Genomic DNA, 16,650 nt, shown 5'->3' with positions numbered 1-16,650 from the left:
CCGCCAGCAAGGCCTTGAAACAGCTAAGACAATGGGGCCCATGAAAACACTGCTCTCCATTGCCCCCCTCGGTTTCCCCTGGCAAACCGTGGACCCGTTTTTGTTTTGTGTGCACCACAACGACGCCTACCCCGCGGGCAACGCGCAGATGGCGCCGGACCCGGCCCTGCTGGCCGGCCGCAACATCGGCCAGGACTTTGCCGGAAAAGACGGCTGGAGCATGTACCACGGCGATACCGTGCCGGGCTTTCCCTCGCATCCGCACCGGGGGTTTGAGACCGTCACCATCGTGCGCAACGGCCGGATCGATCACTCCGACTCACTGGGCGCCACTGCCCGCTTCGGCGGGGGTGATGTGCAGTGGCTTACCGCCGGCAAAGGCATCGTGCACTGCGAGATGTTTCCACTGCTGCACACCGACGGGCCAAACCCCACCGAGCTGTTCCAGATCTGGGTGAACCTGCCGGCCAAAAACAAAATGGCCGAGCCGCACTTCACCATGTTCTGGCACGAAGACATTCCCCGCATCACCGCCACCGACGCGCAAGGCAAAACAACAGAAGTCGTTTGTATTGCCGGCAAGCTGGGTGACAAACAGGGCTTGCCACCGCCCCCGGACTCATGGGCCAGCGAGCCAGGCAGCGACCTCGGCATTTACACCATCCAACTCAGTCCCGGCGCGCAGTGGACGCTGCCAGCTGCCGAGAGCGCGGACACCCGGCGGGTGCTGTATTTCTTCAAAGGGGGTGCCTTGCAAGTAGCAAGCGAAAACGTGCCGGTGAAGTCGGTGGTGGTGGTACAAGCTGACCACGACTGCACCTTGGTGAATGGCGATGCCGAGAGTGAGCTGTTGGTGCTGCAAGCCCGCCCCATCGGTGAGCCCGTGGCCCAATACGGTCCGTTTGTGATGAACACCCAGGCTGAAATCCACCAGGCCTTCGCCGACTACCGTCGTACCGAATTCGGCGGCTGGCCCTGGAGCGCCAATGACCCCGTGCACCCGCGCGACAAAGGCCGCTTCGCCGAGCACGCGGACGGCAAGCTCGAAGAGCGCTAGACGCGGCTGACCTGAAAGGCGCGGCCGGTCACGGTCGATTGAAAAACCAACGGAATCAAAAAAGTTACCGATTAGTTCATTTAATTACCGCAAAACCCAAAGGGTTACCAATTCGGATACATTTCGTTTGCGCCGGTATTTTCCGGTGTGACCTACCGAATTCAACCCTTTGGAGATTCCGATGAAAAAACTGTTAATTGCTTCTGTCCTGGCACTGAGTGTCGCCGTTTCTGCACAAGCCAAAGACATCGTGGACACCGCCGTCGGCGCGGGCAATTTCAAGACCCTGGCTACCGCGCTCGGCGCTGCCGGCCTTGTGGACACACTCAAAGGCAAGGGCCCGTTCACCGTTTTCGCACCGACTGACGAAGCATTCGCCAAGGTCCCCAAGGCTGACCTGGAAGCCCTGCTCAAAGACAAAGCCAAGCTCACCGCCGTGCTGACCTACCACGTGGTCCCCGGCAAAGTGATGGCTGCAGATGTGAAAGCCGGCAAGGTCAAGACCGTGCAAGGCAGCGACATGACCGTCAGCACCATGGGTGGTGTGAAGGTAGATGCCGCCAACGTGATCAAAACCGACATCGTGGCCGACAACGGCGTGATCCACGTGATCGATTCCGTGATCATGCCCAAGTAAGCCCTTCACAGGCACTCGTAGAAAAGCCCCGGCAGTTTCGGCTGCCGGGGCTTTTTTCATGCGGGCGGCTTAGCCCCCGATTTCCAACTCGGCTTGCGGCTTGGCGTCAGCCGCGGTGCCACCGGTTTTCACTGCGCCCAAAAACAGGCGCTCGGCGGCCAGATTTTTGCCCGCCAGGTACTCTTTCACCACCACTGCGCGCTGCAATGCGAGGTTGCGGATGTCGTCTTCATTGGCGCTCAGGTTGGCCAGCAACAGAGACTCCATGTCGGCCACTGCGATGTCTTTGGTCAGGCCCACCAGATTGCGGGGTTTGCTGATGTCAGAGCGGCGGTACACCGCGCGCAGCAGCACCGGCATTTCTTCAGTGCTGTAGCTGGTGACCGTAGCGGCATCTTTGCCCTGCGCACTGGTGGTGCGGCGCTTTTCGGCCAGCAGCAACGCCCTGAGCTTTTCACGCTTGGCCGCATCGCGCTCGGCTTCCAAGTTAGCGGACCCGACGACGGTGAGCTTGAGGGCGGGCCGGTCTTGCAGGGCCTGCGCCACCTTATCCAAGCCAGCACGGGCCGAATCGCTCAGGCCTGGGCTCCCCGGGGCAAACACCACGCTACTGAGCTCTGCGCCACCACTGCCCCCAAAGGCATTAGCCAGCAAGCTGAAAGGCGCAGTAATGGCTTTGGTCACCAGGTTGGTGATGACCTGCCAAATCACAGGCCCAACCCGGAACTGCGGGTCGTTGAGCGAGCCGCTGATCGGCAGGTCGAGGTTGATCACGCCATTGCGGTCGGCCAGCAGCGCCACTGCCAGTTTGACCGGCAGGCTGGTGGGTGCACCGTCCACCTTGTCGCCGAAAGACAGCTGGTTGAGCACCAGCTTGTTGGCAGCCGTGAGTTGCCCATCGGGCTGCACGATGTAGTGCACGTCCACACTCAGCTTGCCGCGCTCGATGCCGTAGCCGGCGTATTTGACCGCGTAGGGCGACAGAGGCGAGAGCTCGAGGTCGCGCACCAGACCTTTCACATCCAACGCCAGTGGCTGTGCCAGCGGGTTGAGCTTGCCCAAAATTTCCAGAGAGGCTGTGCCCTCTGCGCGGCCCCGCAGCTCGAGGTCGGCCAATTGCACCACGCCACCGGTGGGCTGGTTGGAAAAGCGGCTGAGCTTGCCGGTCAGGTCGGTGAGGTTGGCGGTGTAGTTGGGTTGAATGAAGCGGTCGGTGAACAGCACCCGACCATTGACCATGCTGATGGGCCCCATCTGGATGATGGCGGCCGGGCTCGCAGATGCAGTGCGGGTGGCAGACGCCTCTGCTGCAGGTGCTGCGGCACTGGCCGGCGCCGCAGGCGGTGCGCTCTGCCCCAGGTCTTGCAGGTTCAAACGGCCTTGCGGATTCACGATCAGGCGGGCATAAAAGTCAGACAAGGCAGCCTCCCGCACTTGCACCTGGGTGGCAGTGCCGGGGGCCATTTGGAAGTCGATGCCGGGCACGTTCAGTGCTTTCCAACTCAGTAGCTCTTCGCCCAGGCTCTCTGCGCCTTTGCCGGTCGTGTTGGCCCTGAAGTCCTCCAACGCGGCATCGCCTTTCACGCTCACCTGCGGTCCGTTGGCGAGCGCAGCAAACCGCACCTGTCCCTTGAAGCTGGTGTCGGCGCGCAGCACATCCAGGTTCAGGCCGAGGCCGGCATAGCCAAGCAGCGCATGGGCCGGCAGGTCGGCAATGTCCACCTCGCCTTGGGCGACCACCGGGTCCCACATCACATTACCGGTGTAACGCAGGCTGCCTGCATCGGCCTGGCCGGATTTGAGCTTGGCGGCCACTTGCAGCGGCATGGGCTTTTTGCCGTCGGGCTGGATGTTTTTAGCTTGCACTTGCAAGCCACTGAGCTCCAGGCGCACCGGGCGCGCGGGCAGGCGGTCCGAGAACACCACGTGGCCTTCTTCGAGCTTGAGTTCGCCCAAGCTCAATTTCCATGGGGCCGGCGACTTGGCCACCACGGCTTTGGTGTCTGCAGTCTCGTTGGGTTTGAGCCAGCTTTCAAACATCCAGCGGCCTTCGGCGTCGCGGCGCACGCCGGTGCTGGGCTTTTGCAACAGTACCTTGCCCACCGTCGCGCTGCGGGATTGGGTGTCCACCCGCACATCGCTCAGCTCCAACAGCTTGAACTGCGGCATGTCGCCTGAGCTGGGGCCGTTGTTGTTGCCATTCACGCGGGGTTCCGCAGCCGGCTTGTCGCCGACCAGCGCTACATCGCGCAGAGCCAACTTTTGCACAACCGCAGTCTGGCGCTCGCCGTTCCAAGCAAGGTTCAGCCGGGTATCCGCCTGCCCGCGCAAGCTTGGCACCAAATACGGCGACACATAACCCGACACCAGCCCCAGCCCGAAGTCCGACACGCTGGCCTCGGCCTTGCCCGCACCGAACGTGCCCTCGCCTTGCAGGCTGAGTTGAGCCGCAGGTGCCTTGGTGCCCGCGGCCAGGCTTTGCAAGCGGGCCTTCAAGTCCAGGGTAGCGGCTTCTTTCATGGGCCACTGGAGCTTGGAGACCGTGGCCTGGAAATCCCGCAACCCCAAGCGGGTGGTAGGGGCAGTGACCTGGTCGGTCCAGTCCACCGATGCATCCTTCAGAGTCAGCGTATCGAGCTGGAGTGCCCAGGGGGTAGGCGCTGGTGTTTCAGCATCTTTTGGGGCACTAGCGCTCGCGGAGTCTGCGCGAGCAGCTATCTTTTTAGGAGCGCTTGATTTGGCGGGCCCGGGTGGCAGCAGGTTCAAGCTGCCATCGGCCGCGCGCACCAGATTCAGCACCGGCGCGTTGAGGGTGATGCCCGAGAGCTTCACGCTGCGCTCCAGCGGGCGCACATCAGCCAACCCCACCTGCAAGCTGTCGGCAGAAAAGAGGGGTTTGCCCTTGGTGTCTTGCACCGCCAAGCGGCTCACGGTGACCGTGCCCGACAAGGTCACCGCCGTTTGCGGGCTCTGCACAAAGCCCAGTTGGATGTCGGCATCCACCACTGCGCTCTGGGGTTTGACAGGCAAGTTGGCGGGCAGGTAGGGCAAATAAGGTGCCAGGTCCAGCTGGCGGACGGTGAGTGCGGCGTCGCCCTTGCGGCTTTGGGCAAAGGGCGTGCCTTCAGCCTGGGTGTCGAAACGGCTGCCATTGAGCACAAAGGCGAGGCGGGGCGCGACCAGCACATCGCGCTTGGAGTCGAAGCTGCTCAAAAACGGCAGGCTGATCTGCAAGTCCCGCAGGGTATGCAGGCGCTCTGCGCCACGGGCACGGTCGGCGTAATCCACACTGCCCTGGTTCAGGGTGAGGTTGTAAACCGCAAATTGGGGGGTGGGGCCGGCGGGGGTATCGTCGGGCTTGTTCAGGCGCTCGAGGATGTCGTCAATGTCGTAACGGCCGTCGCCCAAATGGGTGAGCTGCACTTTGGGCGCGTCTACCGTGACTGCGTCAATCACCGGCGCCAGCCGGAACAGGGACTGCGCCTCTGCATCCACATACACCCGGTCCAACGAAAACTGCACGCCCTTGCCGTCTGCGGTGGCCACCGCAAGATCGCGCACCGTGAGCTCTAACGACCAGGGCGAAAACACGATGCTTCCGACCGTGACTTGCCGGCCCAGCAGCTCGCCCAAGCGGCTTTGGGCCTGGCTTTTGGCCAGTGCCGGAACCGCTGCCCAGGCCAGCGCCCACAGGGCCAGCAAAGCACCGAGCCCCCACGCCAACCGGCGAAACCAAGGGGAAGAAACAAGAGCGCGTAGAGTCATGACAAGAATTCGTGGAGTAGCGTGCCCCTTGATGGTACCCAAGCAAGCGATTCACGGCAGCCATGGCCGCCTCTGTTGACTTGCATCAACCCCTCTGGCGCGCTGACGAGGGAAGCTCTGGCAAAAGACCCGAGGAGACACCCGTGAAACAAAGCAGCCTGCAAATCATCAGGGACGAGCATGCCGCGCTCAAGGCCATGCTGCAATCACTCACCATGATGCTGGACCGTGGCCCCGGCGACGAGGCCGAGTCGTTTTTTGATGTCGTGCGCGCCATGCTCTTCTATATCGATGAGTTCCCTGAAAAACTGCACCACCCCAAGGAGTCCAACCTGCTGTTCCCGCGGGTGGCAAGGGTCGCACCGCAGGTGATGGACGCCATCATCCAACTCGAGGCCGACCACGCCCACAGCGAAACGGCGGTGCGCGACCTGCAGCACCTGCTCTTGGGCTGGGAGCTGATTGGCGAGAGCCGGCGCGCCGCCTTTGACACCGCAGTGCGCCGCTATGTGCAGTCTTACCTGGCCCACATGCAGCTGGAAGAAACCGCCATCCTGCCAGTGGCCCAGACCGCCCTCTCCGACCAGGACTGGGCCGAGCTGGACGCAGCCTTCGAGGCCAACCGCGACCCGCTGGCCACCAAGGGCCGGCGCGACCCGGTGTACGACCGGCTGTTCACCCGCATCGTAATGCGAGCGCCCGCGCCGATTGGCGTTGGCGAGGCTTAGGCGAGGCGTAAGCGCTACCGCAGCAGCCTCAGCGCAAGCACCTGCTGCGCCACGCAGCGGCCCTGCACTTTGCCACCTTCGATGCCGCTTCGGAAATGGATACCCGCATACAGGCGGGACAGTGCCGCCTCGTTGGCAGCCGCCTGAAAGTTGGCGAAGGTGCGCGGGCCCCAGCCCCTGTCGTTGTGGGTGTTGTCGGTGAAGGGCTGGCCTGCGCCAAACACCTTGTCCAGCACCGCCGCTGCCGCGCTGGATTGCACCGAGTGGCCCGACGGGTATTCGGGAAACGGCGGCGTGTGCATCAAGCTGGGCACCCAGTTACTGTCCAGCACCAGCTGCACATAGGTCACCGGCCGCAGCAGGTTCACAGTGTATTTGGTTTTCCACCCTGCAATGAAGGCATCTGCCATCGCAAGGTTGAGCTGCACATAAGTCTGCGCGGCAAGTGCCAGGTTGCCTTGGCGCTGCTGCAGCAGGTCGCCCGCAATGAAGGCCCAGTGGCCTGCGGGGGTCGGGGTTTTGAGCGGGTCGTCCGCCCAGTACAGGGCCACCTGGCGCTGCGCCTGGGTGGCCTGGTTGCTGATGCGGTAAACCTCTTCCGCCTCCTTGTAAAACGCAGAGCCTGGCACCTCGGAGTAGGCCGGAATCGCCGGCGCCGGGCAGATGCTGGCGCTGGGCAGTGCAAACGGCCGCACATCGCCCCACCGCGGCAACAGGGGCGGCGCAAATGCGGGGGGTGTGGCACTCCAGGTGCCTTCGCCGCTGGGCGGCACATAGTTGAGCTGATGGCGGCGCAAGGGGCCCCAGGCCTCGTGTCCGCCATCGGTGCGCGCCCAGGTCATGATCGCCATGGCCATGAGCTTGCCGAAAGTCTCCGAGCGGTTGGTGATCTCGGGGGTCACACGGGACGGGTCAAAGTCCCGCGCCAGCTTGAGCGGCAGGCTGCGCTCCAGCAGGTCGATACGGGCTTTGTTTTCAGCATTCGCGTTAGGGAACATCATGCGCGTCATGGTGGCCAGCGCCGCGTTAGCCACAGTGGGCCAGTGCAAGACCTCATCCGGCTGGGCCCATGGCAGTGATTGCAGCTCGTTGAGCTGCCCCGCTAGGCTGCGGTGCTGCGGCATGCCAGGCACCACCGACTCGTAAAGGGTGAGGCCCAAATAGGCCAAAGCCCTCGACGCCACTGGCGGGCTGAAACCTGGGGTCTGCTGCGTCAACTGCAAGGCAAGGCTGAACCATTCGGTAGCCACTTGTGCGCTGTAGCTCGCGGCTGGCTGCTGCACCGGTGCAGGTGCGAGCCCTTGCGCCGCCAACAGTGCTGCGCCCCACGCTATGCAAAGGGCACTCACCCAACGAATCCAAAGGGTTTTCATGGCTGTTTCACGGGGCGTAAGCCCGCCTCGCTGTATTGATAAAAGGCATCGGCATCAGCACTGGCCCACTCACTCCAAGCGCCGTGCGGCCACTGCACACGGACCTGCACGCGGGTGGCATCATCCACACCAAAATGCATCCACCCGAGGTGGCCGCTGGCATGGCCGCCACCCACCGTTAACTCTTGCCGGATCACGCGGGCCGCATCGCCCTCGCCCCAACGCAGCTCGACCCAAGCGCCCACGGCGTCGCGGTTGCCTGCGGCCTGGCTCAGGCGCAGTTGCAGCCAGTGCCCCGTAGAAACAGGGCTACCTGCTGTGGCAGCAGGCAACTGACGCCATACCTGCGCCTTGTCCCAGCGGTTGACCACCAATACATCGAGCAAACCATCGCCATTCAAGTCCACCACCATACCGCCACGACCTCGCTTAAAGCTGGCCAGCCCCGCCTGGCTGCCGACCTCAGTAAAGTTGCCATCGGCCTTTTGCAACAGCAGGTTGTTGGGGTCTAGGGTGGCGAAGTCGGGCATGGTGGAGACATTGCCTTTGGCGATGAACAAGTCGACCAAACCATCGTTGTTCAGGTCGGCAAACTGGGCGTGCCACGCAGTGCTGGGGTGCACATCGCCGCCCACATAGGGGCGGTGGGCAGTGACGCCGCGCTTGTAAGCGATGTCGGTGTAGCGGGGCTGCTGCGCGCCGGCCTCCAGGGTTTGCAACTTGTTATCGGACATGCTGGTCAAAAACACCTCAGGGTAGCCGTCGCCTGTCAGGTCGTGGCTGGCAATGCCCATGCCCCAGATCTGCAGCGGCCTCCAACCCTGGGCTGCGGTGTACAGCGCAGGCGCCTGGCCCGGCGGCAGTTGCCACAGCTGCTCCTCCCCACCTTTGTAATACTCGCGGTCGTTGCTCACCCGCAGCGCGGCGGTGCCTGAGCGGTTCCAGTCCGAGAACAACATCGACAGGGCGCAATGCCCCGGGTGCAGTGGCTGCGGCGGACTGTAACCACCTCCCTCGCGGGGGCGCAGCAATAGGCCCGGTGTGCAACTACCCCATGGAAAGTCGAGTTTGCTGCGGTCGGTGTACGTGCCGAATGCCAGTGTGGGCCAGCTTTGCCCTGCTTCCCATGTGGCGCTGAACGCGGTGTGCCAGCCGTTGCCGGTGCGAATGTTCCAGGCCTCGTTGGCGCGCTCAAACTTGCACTGGCCCAGCCCTTTGTAGACCTGCACCTCCCCCACGCGCAACACCACCAGATCAGTCTGGCCATCGCCATCCACATCGAGGGGGTAGGCGCCTACGGCATTGGTCAGCTCCAGGCCCGAGCGTTCTTCTAGCAGCTTGAGTGCGCCGCCACGTGCGCTGCGGTTGCGATAGAACTTGGCTTTGTTGACCCCGGCGGTCACATACACCTCGGGCAGACCATCGCCATCGCAATCAAAGGTGGCCACACCGCCACCCACCATGTATTCGCCCTCGCCTTCAAAGCGGCTTTGCAGGCCGGCGGTGTCGGTCTCTTCCTGAAAGCGGGGCGTGGATAGCAGCGGGCCGGGTACAGGCACCTGAGCCCAAGCGGCCGCGCCGCACAAGAGCGCCAGCACCAGGCTAGAGCCGGGCATAAACGAGAGGGAAAGTCGCACGCCGCAAACCTTTATGAAGTATGAATAGTCGAGCGCATCTTATTAAGTTCGATCGATAAACTATGTCGGGTTTATCCCTATTCGCGCAAAGAACGAAGTCTCAAACAATTAGTTTGTCGCTCTTACTAAATGCCGGTTTCGCATTTATATCGGTGCGATGACTCGGCAGAGTCCTTCCAAAACCATAGGTCTGGGACAGACCAATCACTGGAGACAACCATGAAATTGAAGACAACACTGACCGCACTTGCCCTGAGCCTGGGTGCTGCGGGTGCTTTTGCCCAGGTGGTGGGCGTAAGCTGGTCCAACTTTCAGGAAGAGCGTTGGAAGACTGATGAGGCGGCCATCAAAGCCCAGCTCACCAAAGACGGTGCCAGCTACATCAGCGCAGACGCTGGCGGCTCCCCCGAGAAGCAATTGGCCGACATCGACAGCCTGATTGCCAAGGGCGCCAAGGCCCTGATCATTCTGGCGATGGACAAAGACGCCATCCTGCCCGCTATCAACAAAGCGGCCCAACAAAAAATCCCCGTGGTGGCCTATGACCGCCTGATTGAGGCGCCCGGCGTGTTCTACATCACCTTCGACAACGTGGAAGTGGGTCGCATGCAAGCCCGCGCCATTTTGGAAGCCAAGCCCAAGGGCAACTACGTGATGATCAAGGGCTCGCCTACCGACCCGAACGCCAACTTCCTGCGCGGTGGCCAGCAAGAGATCATTGATGCTGCGGTGAAGAAGGGCGACATCAAGATCGTGGGCGAGGAATACACCGACGGCTGGAAGCCCGAAGTTGCTCAGAAGAATATGGAGCAAATCATCACCAAGACCGGCGGCAAGATTGACGCCGTGGTCGCCTCCAACGACGGCACCGCTGGTGGTGTGGTGGCGGCCCTGACGGCCAAGGGCATCAAAGGCATTCCCGTTTCCGGCCAGGATGGCGACCATGCAGCGCTGAACCGCGTGGCTCTGGGCAGCCAAACCGTGTCGGTGTGGAAAGACGCACGTGACTTAGGCCGCGACGCAGCCGCGGCAGCAGTGGTGTTGGCCAAAGGGAAAAAAGTCGCAGCAGCCCAGACCTGGAGCGGTGGCGAGAAGAAAGTAGCACTGCAAGCCCAGTTCTTGAAGCCTGTGCCAGTGACCGCCAAGAACCTGGACCTCGTGGTCAAGGCCGGCTGGATCAAGAAAGAAGACCTGTGCAAGGGCGTCGATATGGCCAAAGCTCCTGCAGCTTGTAAGTAAGAAGCAGCCTCCGAGCCGCAGAGCGGCAGCCCCCTACGACGGGGCGCGCCCTGCGGTTTTTTTATGTCTTGCGGAGAACGCATGTGAATCCCGTTTTGAACTCCCTGAAACAGGCTGCCATTGATTGGCGCTTGGTGATGATGGGCATGGTGCTGGCTGTGATCGCCATCGTGTTCAACATCATGTCCGGCGGGCTATTTATGTCCCCCGAGAATCTTTACAACATTGCCCAGCAAACTGCGGTGGTAGGTGTAGTTGCCACCGTGGTGGTGCTCGTCATCGTGGCACGCCATATTGACTTGTCAGTAGGCTCGGTCACGGGCTTTGTAGGCGTGCTCATTGCTACCCTGATGTACACCGGCGGCTGGCACTGGATGCCGGCCTCGCTAGCTGGGCTGGCGGTCGCGATTGCCGTGTCGCTGTACCAAGGCGCCCTGACAGCCAAGCTGGGTGTGCCCTCGTTTGTGGTCACGCTGGGCGGTTTGATGTCGTTTCGTGGCGCAGCTTTTTTAGTGGCCGATGGCAAAACCCAGCCGGTCAACGACTTGTTTTTTCAACGCCTGGGCGGTGGCTTTGATGGCGCTATCGGTGTGAGCGCCAGCTGGGCACTGGCTGGAGCCATTGTCCTGGCCCTGGTGCTGCAAATGTGGGCCAAGCGCCGCGCCAAGGCTTCTTACGAAGTACCTAACAATCCCTTGTGGCTGGACGCACTCATGGTGCTGGTGCCGGTCATCCTCGTGGTGGGCTTTGTGGCCGCCATGAACCGCTACCAGATCCCTAGCAAAGACGCGCCCCAGGGTGTGCCGATTCCGGTGTTGATCTGGGCCAGCGTGGCGCTGGTGCTTTCATTCATCGTGCACCGCACCCGCTTCGGCCGCTATGTGTTCGCCATGGGCGGCAACCCCGAAGCCGCGGCACTTGTGGGTATACCAGTGCGTAAAGTCACCCTGATGCTGTTCGCACTGATGGGTGTACTCATCACGATTGCAGCCATGGTGTCGATTGCCCGGCTGAATGCCGGCACCAACTCGCTGGGCACCAGCATGGAGCTGTATGTGATTGCCGCTGCCGTGATTGGCGGCACCGCACTTGCAGGTGGCAGTGGGTCTATCGTGGGCTCGGTACTGGGCGCACTCATCATGCAAAGCATTGACAGCGGCATGTTGCTGCTGGATGTCTCCATCGGAGTGCGCTACGTGATCATCGGGCAGGTGCTGATTGCTGCGGTGGTGTTTGATGTGATTTATCGCCGCATGACAGGAGACACCGTATGAGCGAGCCACGCACTCCCCTCGTTGCCATGCGCAACATCCGTAAAGCCTTTGGTGGCGTGCATGCGGTCGAGGATGTGAGCATCAACCTCTACCCCGGCGAAGTGGTGGCCCTCTTGGGCCACAACGGCGCAGGCAAATCCACCCTCATGAAAATGCTGGCCGGTGCCTACCCGATTGACAGCGGCGAAGTGCTTATCAATGGCGACAAGGCCAACATCCGTACCCCGGTGGACGCCCAGCACTGCGGCATCGAGTCCATTTACCAGACGCTGGCCCTGGCCGACAACCTGGACGCGGTCGCCAACCTGTTTTTGGGACGTGAGCTACTGACCCGCTGGAACACCCTGGACGACCACCGCATGGATGCAGACGCCCGCAAGGTGTTTCACCGACTCAACAAAAACTTCAAAAACGTGCGCACGCCAGTGCGCCGCCTCTCGGGCGGACAGCGGCAGGTGGTGGCGATTTCGCGGGCCATTTACTTCAACGCCAAGATCCTCATCATGGACGAGCCCACCGCGGCCCTTGGGCCCGAGGAGACGGCTATGGTGGGCAACCTTGTGCGCCAGTTAAAGGCGGAAGGGGTGGGCATTTTCTTGATCACCCACGACATGCCCGACGTGTTCGGCCTCAGCGACCGCCTCTCGGTCATGAAAAACGGTAAATTAGTAGGTACTTATCGCACCGCAGACGTGGCGGAGGACGAAGTTCTTGGCATGATCATCGCTGGCAAACAACCTGAAGGAAAAGCACAGACCCACACCCTGTAGGCCTGTGCCATTCACCCGCGACATCATGAAAACCACCGGCGATCAACAGCTAGTTAAGCGCATCAACCGTAGCGTGCTGCTGCGGTTGTTGCGCGCGCAGCCGGGCTACTCCAGAGCCCAGCTGGCCACCGGCAGTGGGCTCACTAAATCGACCGTGAGCCTTTTGGTACGCGAACTGATTGACGAAGGCTGGGTCACCGAGACCGACATCACTGCGGCCCAAGGCCTCGGCCGTCCTTCTACGCCGCTGCATATCGATGGCAGCGCGCGTGGACTGATTGGCGTAGAGGTCGCAGTCGAAGCCCTGCGAGTGGTGGGAGTCTCGCTCACCGGGCAGGTGTTATGCGCCGCCGAAGAGGCGCTGATGGGCACAAGACCGGAAGACTTATGCCGTCAGGCGGCCCGACTGGTCGCGCGCACCTACGGCCAACTCCAACAACGCGGCATTGCCCTCACTGGCGTGGGCGTGGGCTTGCCCGGTGCATTCGACGAGGCGACCGGCATGCTGCGCTTTGCCCCGAATCTGGGGTGGCGCAATGTAAATTTTTTACCCACGATCACGCAAGCCCTCGCCCAAGCCAGAGTGCCTGAAGTGCCGGTGCATGTGCAAAACGAGGCCGACACTGCGGCACTCAGTGAATACGAATTTGCAGATGGTGACGCCCACGACTCCTTAATTTTTGTGACCTGCGGCGCCGGCGTGGGTGCGGGTATTGTGATCAATGACCGCCTCTTTACCGGCAAACAAGGCATGGCCGGTGAAATCGGCCACAGCACTTTGCAGATTGATGGGCCACTGTGCTCGTGTGGCCGCAGAGGCTGCGCAGAAACCTTTTTTGGCGCGCGCACCTTGGCCAAGCTGCCGGACCCCGCGCAGGGCGGTCGATACCTGGGCGTGGTACTGCAGAACCTGTGGACCACCTTCAACCCTAGCACCCTGGTGGTGGGCGGCCCGTCGTGCGACACCTACCCCGGCATCGTCAAGGTGGCACAAACCACCTTGCAAGCCTATGCAGACGCCGCCGGCATGGCGCCCCCGCAAGTGCGCCCGGCTCGCTATGGGCTGCTGGCCTCTGCCGTTGGCGCAGCCGCATTGGTGCTGCACCATGAACTGCGCCCCATGCACACCCGCCTGCCCGCATCCCCTATCCCGGTGCTTGAGGCACCGGATGAAACTCTTTCCATGACAGCGAGTACTACGGTTTAACTATGTTTTTAGGTATTGATATCGGCACTTCGGAAGTCAAAGCACTTCTGCTCTCGGACAACCACCGCATCATCGGTTCGGCCGGCACCACCCTCACAGTGCAACGTCCGCACCCCGGCCACAGCGAGCAATCTCCTGCTGACTGGTGGGCGGCCACCCAAAGCGCTTTGCTGAAACTGCAAGCTGCCCACCCCACTGAATATGCCGCGGCACGCGCGATCGGGCTATCGGGCCAGATGCATGGCGCGGTGCTGCTGGACGCGCAAGACCGAGTGCTGCGCCCTGCCATTTTGTGGAACGACACCCGCTGCGCCCTCGAATGCACCGAGATGATGGCCGAGTTACCCGGCCTCACCGACCTAGCGGGCAGCCTAGCCATGCCCGGCTTCACTGCACCCAAGCTGCGCTGGGTGGCCAAGCACGAGCCCGCCGTCTTTGCGCAAGTGGCCAAAGTGCTGCTGCCCAAGGACTATGTGCGCCTAATGCTGACTGGCGAATACGCTTGCGACATGTCTGACGCCAGTGGCACCCTGTGGCTGGACGTGCAGCAGCGCGACTGGTCGGACGCGTTGTTGGCGCTGACCGGCCTGAACCGCAGCCACATGCCCCGTTTAGTGGAGGGCAGTGCCCCCAGTGGCACACTGAAGGCCGATGTGGCCGGTGCGCTGGGCCTGACAGCCGGCATCGTGGTAGCCGGTGGCGCGGGCGACAACGCCGCCAGCGCCGTCGGCATGGGCGCGGTAGACAGCGGCCAAGGCTTTTTGTCGCTGGGCACCAGCGGCGTGTTGTTTGTGGTGACACCCAGCTACCAGCCCAACGCCGCCAGCGCCACGCATGCGTTTTGCCACGCCGTGCCCGGCCGCTGGCACCAAATGAGCGTAATGCTCTCTGCCGCCAGCAGCCTGCAGTGGGTGACCGACCTGCTAGGCGCGCCCAACGCGGGTGTGGTGGCCGAAAAAGCCGGCGCCCTAAGCGCGGCACAGCGCGCCGCGTCCCCCCTGTTTTTGCCCTACTTGGGCGGCGAGCGAACACCGCATAACGACGCTAACGTGCGCGGCAGCTTTCATAGCCTGAGCTTTGACACCGACGCCGATCGCCTGGGCTACGCCGTCATTGAAGGCGTGACCTTCGGCCTGAAAGACGGCCTGGCCGCCCTCAACGCCGCAGGCAGCAGCGTGCAACGCCTCTCGCTCGTGGGCGGCGGTGCGCGCAGCACCTTCTGGGCACAGCAACTGGCCACCGCGCTGGATGTGGAAGTCGTTACCCACGGCAGCTCGGCAGTGGGCGGCGCGCTGGGCGCAGCGCGCCTGGGCTGGCTGGCTACCGGTGCCGACATGGCGGCGGTGTGCCTGACCCCCGAGGTAGACGCCACCTACCACCCCGACCCCGCCGATCAACCCCTGCTGCTGGAGCGCTACGCGACCTTCCGCAGCCTGTACCGCAACACCTAAAAACCAGCGCCTAACCACGTGTTGGGCCGCCTATTTAATTCGACCACACAACTAAACCACCCAGGAGACCACCATGAGTAACTACTTCTCTACCGTCGCGGCGCCCATTGCCTATGAAGGCGCGCAATCCAACAACCCGCTGGCCTTCAAGTGGTACGACAAAGACCGCATGGTCTTGGGCAAGCGCATGGAAGACCACCTGCGCTTTGCCAGCTGCTACTGGCACACCTTCTGCTGGAACGGGCTGGACCCGTTCGGGGGCGACACCTTCCAGCGCCCCTGGCACGCCATGACCGACCCCATGGCCGCCGCCAAAGCCAAAGCCGAAGTGGCGTTTGAGTTTTTTGCCAAGCTAGGCGCGCCCTATTACTGCTTCCACGACCGTGATGTAGCCCCCGAAGGCGCCACCCCGCGTGAGAGCGTGAACAACCTGCGCGAGATGGTGGACATCCTGGGCGCCAAGCAGCAAGCCACCGGCATGAAGCTGCTGTGGGGCACGGCCAATCTGTTTAGCCACCGCCGTTTCATGTCGGGCGCTGCCACCAACCCGAACCCCGAAGTCTTCGCCATGGGCGCCCTGCAGGTGAAAGAAGCCATGGACGCCACCCTAAAACTGGGCGGCGAAAACTACGTGCTGTGGGGCGGCCGCGAAGGCTACGAGACCCTGCTCAACACCCGCATGGGCCACGAGCTGGACCAGATGGGCCGCTTCCTGAACATGGTGGTGGAGTACAAACACAAGATCGGCTTCAAGGGCACCATTCTGCTCGAACCCAAGCCCCGCGAACCCTCCAAGCACCAGTACGACTTTGACACCGCCACCGTGTACGGCTTCCTGTGCCGCTACGGTCTGGAGAAAGAAATCAAAGTCAACATCGAAGCCAACCACGCCACCCTGTCGGGCCACAGCTTCGAGCATGAAATTGCCACGGCCATTGACCTGGGCATCTTCGGCTCCATCGACATGAACCGCGGCGACATGCAGTGCGGCTGGGACACCGACCAGTTCCCCAACAACATTCCCGAAACCGCACTGGCGATGTACCTGATCCTGAAGGGCGGCGGCTTCACCACCGGCGGCCTGAACTTTGACGCCAAAGTGCGCCGCCAGAGCATTGACCCCGAAGACATCTTCCACGGCCACATTGGCGGCATGGACGTATCCGCCCGCGCCCTGCTGATCGCCGAAAAGATGATCAACGACGGCAAATTCGCCCAGGTGACCGAAGACCGCTACGCCGGCTGGAAAGGCAGCTTCGGCCAGGACGTGCTGACCGGCAAGCTCGGCCTGGACGCTGTGGCCCAACGTGTGCTGGACCAGAACATGGACGTGCAGCCCGTCTCCGGCCGCCAAGAGCGGATTGAGAATCTGCTGAACAGCTACATCTGAGTTACGCCGCAGACAAGCGGAAAGCCAAAGGCCCCGCAGGTAAATGCCTGCGGGGCCTTTTTGTTTGTCAACTTTATCGATTCCCTGTTTGAGGACAAATGCGCAGGTTGTAGGAAAAGATA

At 62.3% G+C, this 16,650-nt stretch carries 12 protein-coding genes; 9 read left to right on the top strand and 3 right to left on the bottom strand.

Annotated elements, in window-relative coordinates:
* The first annotated feature begins 40 nt into the window (after positions 1 to 40).
* Both U5L73_RS05725 and U5L73_RS05720 read left to right on the top strand, forming a co-directional pair.
* Positions 41 to 1,057, top strand: coding sequence for a pirin family protein (locus U5L73_RS05725; RefSeq protein ID WP_322561442.1), 1,017 nt, complete (start codon positions 41 to 43; stop codon positions 1,055 to 1,057).
* Positions 1,058 to 1,238: 181 nt separating this feature from the next.
* Complete coding sequence (locus U5L73_RS05720; protein ID WP_322561441.1) at positions 1,239 to 1,694, top strand: fasciclin domain-containing protein; 456 nt, start codon at positions 1,239 to 1,241, stop codon at positions 1,692 to 1,694.
* 69 nt (positions 1,695 to 1,763) lie between these two features.
* Here U5L73_RS05720 and U5L73_RS05715 read toward each other — a convergent pair whose 3' ends face one another.
* A complete protein-coding gene (locus U5L73_RS05715; RefSeq protein ID WP_322561440.1) occupies positions 1,764 to 5,459 on the bottom strand; it encodes a DUF748 domain-containing protein in 3,696 nt (1,231 codons plus the stop codon).
* A gap of 143 nt (positions 5,460 to 5,602) precedes the next feature.
* Here U5L73_RS05715 and U5L73_RS05710 point away from each other — a divergent pair, with 143 nt between their 5' ends.
* Entirely contained in the window at positions 5,603 to 6,187 is a 585-nt protein-coding gene (locus U5L73_RS05710; protein WP_322561439.1) for a hemerythrin domain-containing protein, read from the top strand.
* 14 nt (positions 6,188 to 6,201) lie between these two features.
* Here the strand turns inward: U5L73_RS05710 and U5L73_RS05705 are convergent, their stop codons facing one another.
* Both U5L73_RS05705 and U5L73_RS05700 read right to left on the bottom strand, forming a co-directional pair.
* Entirely contained in the window at positions 6,202 to 7,560 is a 1,359-nt protein-coding gene (locus U5L73_RS05705) for a vanadium-dependent haloperoxidase (protein WP_322561438.1), read from the bottom strand.
* Positions 7,557 to 9,197 (bottom strand): CRTAC1 family protein, encoded by a 1,641-nt coding sequence (locus tag U5L73_RS05700; RefSeq protein WP_322561437.1) that lies wholly within the window; start codon positions 9,195 to 9,197, stop codon positions 7,557 to 7,559. The genes U5L73_RS05705 and U5L73_RS05700 overlap by 4 nt, the downstream gene beginning before the upstream one ends.
* A 219-nt stretch (positions 9,198 to 9,416) precedes the next feature.
* Between U5L73_RS05700 and xylF the strand changes: the two genes are divergently transcribed.
* The 6 genes from xylF to xylA all read left to right on the top strand — a co-directional run bounded on the left by xylF (position 9,417) and on the right by xylA (position 16,528).
* A complete protein-coding gene (gene xylF, locus U5L73_RS05695) occupies positions 9,417 to 10,436 on the top strand; it encodes a D-xylose ABC transporter substrate-binding protein (protein ID WP_322561436.1) in 1,020 nt (339 codons plus the stop codon).
* Positions 10,437 to 10,573: 137 nt separating this feature from the next.
* The gene (locus U5L73_RS05690; RefSeq protein ID WP_322561932.1) at positions 10,574 to 11,710 is read left to right on the top strand and encodes a sugar ABC transporter permease; all 1,137 of its coding nucleotides are present in this window, start codon (positions 10,574 to 10,576) and stop codon (positions 11,708 to 11,710) included.
* Positions 11,707 to 12,480, top strand: a complete 774-nt coding sequence (locus U5L73_RS05685) for an ATP-binding cassette domain-containing protein (RefSeq protein WP_322561435.1) — start codon at positions 11,707 to 11,709, stop codon at positions 12,478 to 12,480. The genes U5L73_RS05690 and U5L73_RS05685 overlap by 4 nt, the downstream gene beginning before the upstream one ends.
* Before the next feature lie 4 nt (positions 12,481 to 12,484).
* Positions 12,485 to 13,687, top strand: coding sequence for an ROK family transcriptional regulator (locus tag U5L73_RS05680; RefSeq protein WP_322561434.1), 1,203 nt, complete (start codon positions 12,485 to 12,487; stop codon positions 13,685 to 13,687).
* Positions 13,688 to 13,689: 2 nt separating this feature from the next.
* Positions 13,690 to 15,138: a xylulokinase gene (xylB, locus tag U5L73_RS05675; protein WP_322561433.1), complete on the top strand. Its 1,449-nt coding sequence runs from the start codon at positions 13,690 to 13,692 to the stop codon at positions 15,136 to 15,138.
* A gap of 73 nt (positions 15,139 to 15,211) precedes the next feature.
* Positions 15,212 to 16,528, top strand: a complete 1,317-nt coding sequence (xylA, locus tag U5L73_RS05670) for a xylose isomerase (protein ID WP_322561432.1) — start codon at positions 15,212 to 15,214, stop codon at positions 16,526 to 16,528.
* Positions 16,529 to 16,650: the final 122 nt, after the last annotated feature.

The sequence above is a fragment of the Rhodoferax sp. genome, assembly GCF_034520025.1.
In the GTDB taxonomy this organism is placed as follows: domain Bacteria; phylum Pseudomonadota; class Gammaproteobacteria; order Burkholderiales; family Burkholderiaceae_C; genus Allorhodoferax.
This window is presented reverse-complemented; position numbering and strand designations above follow the sequence as displayed.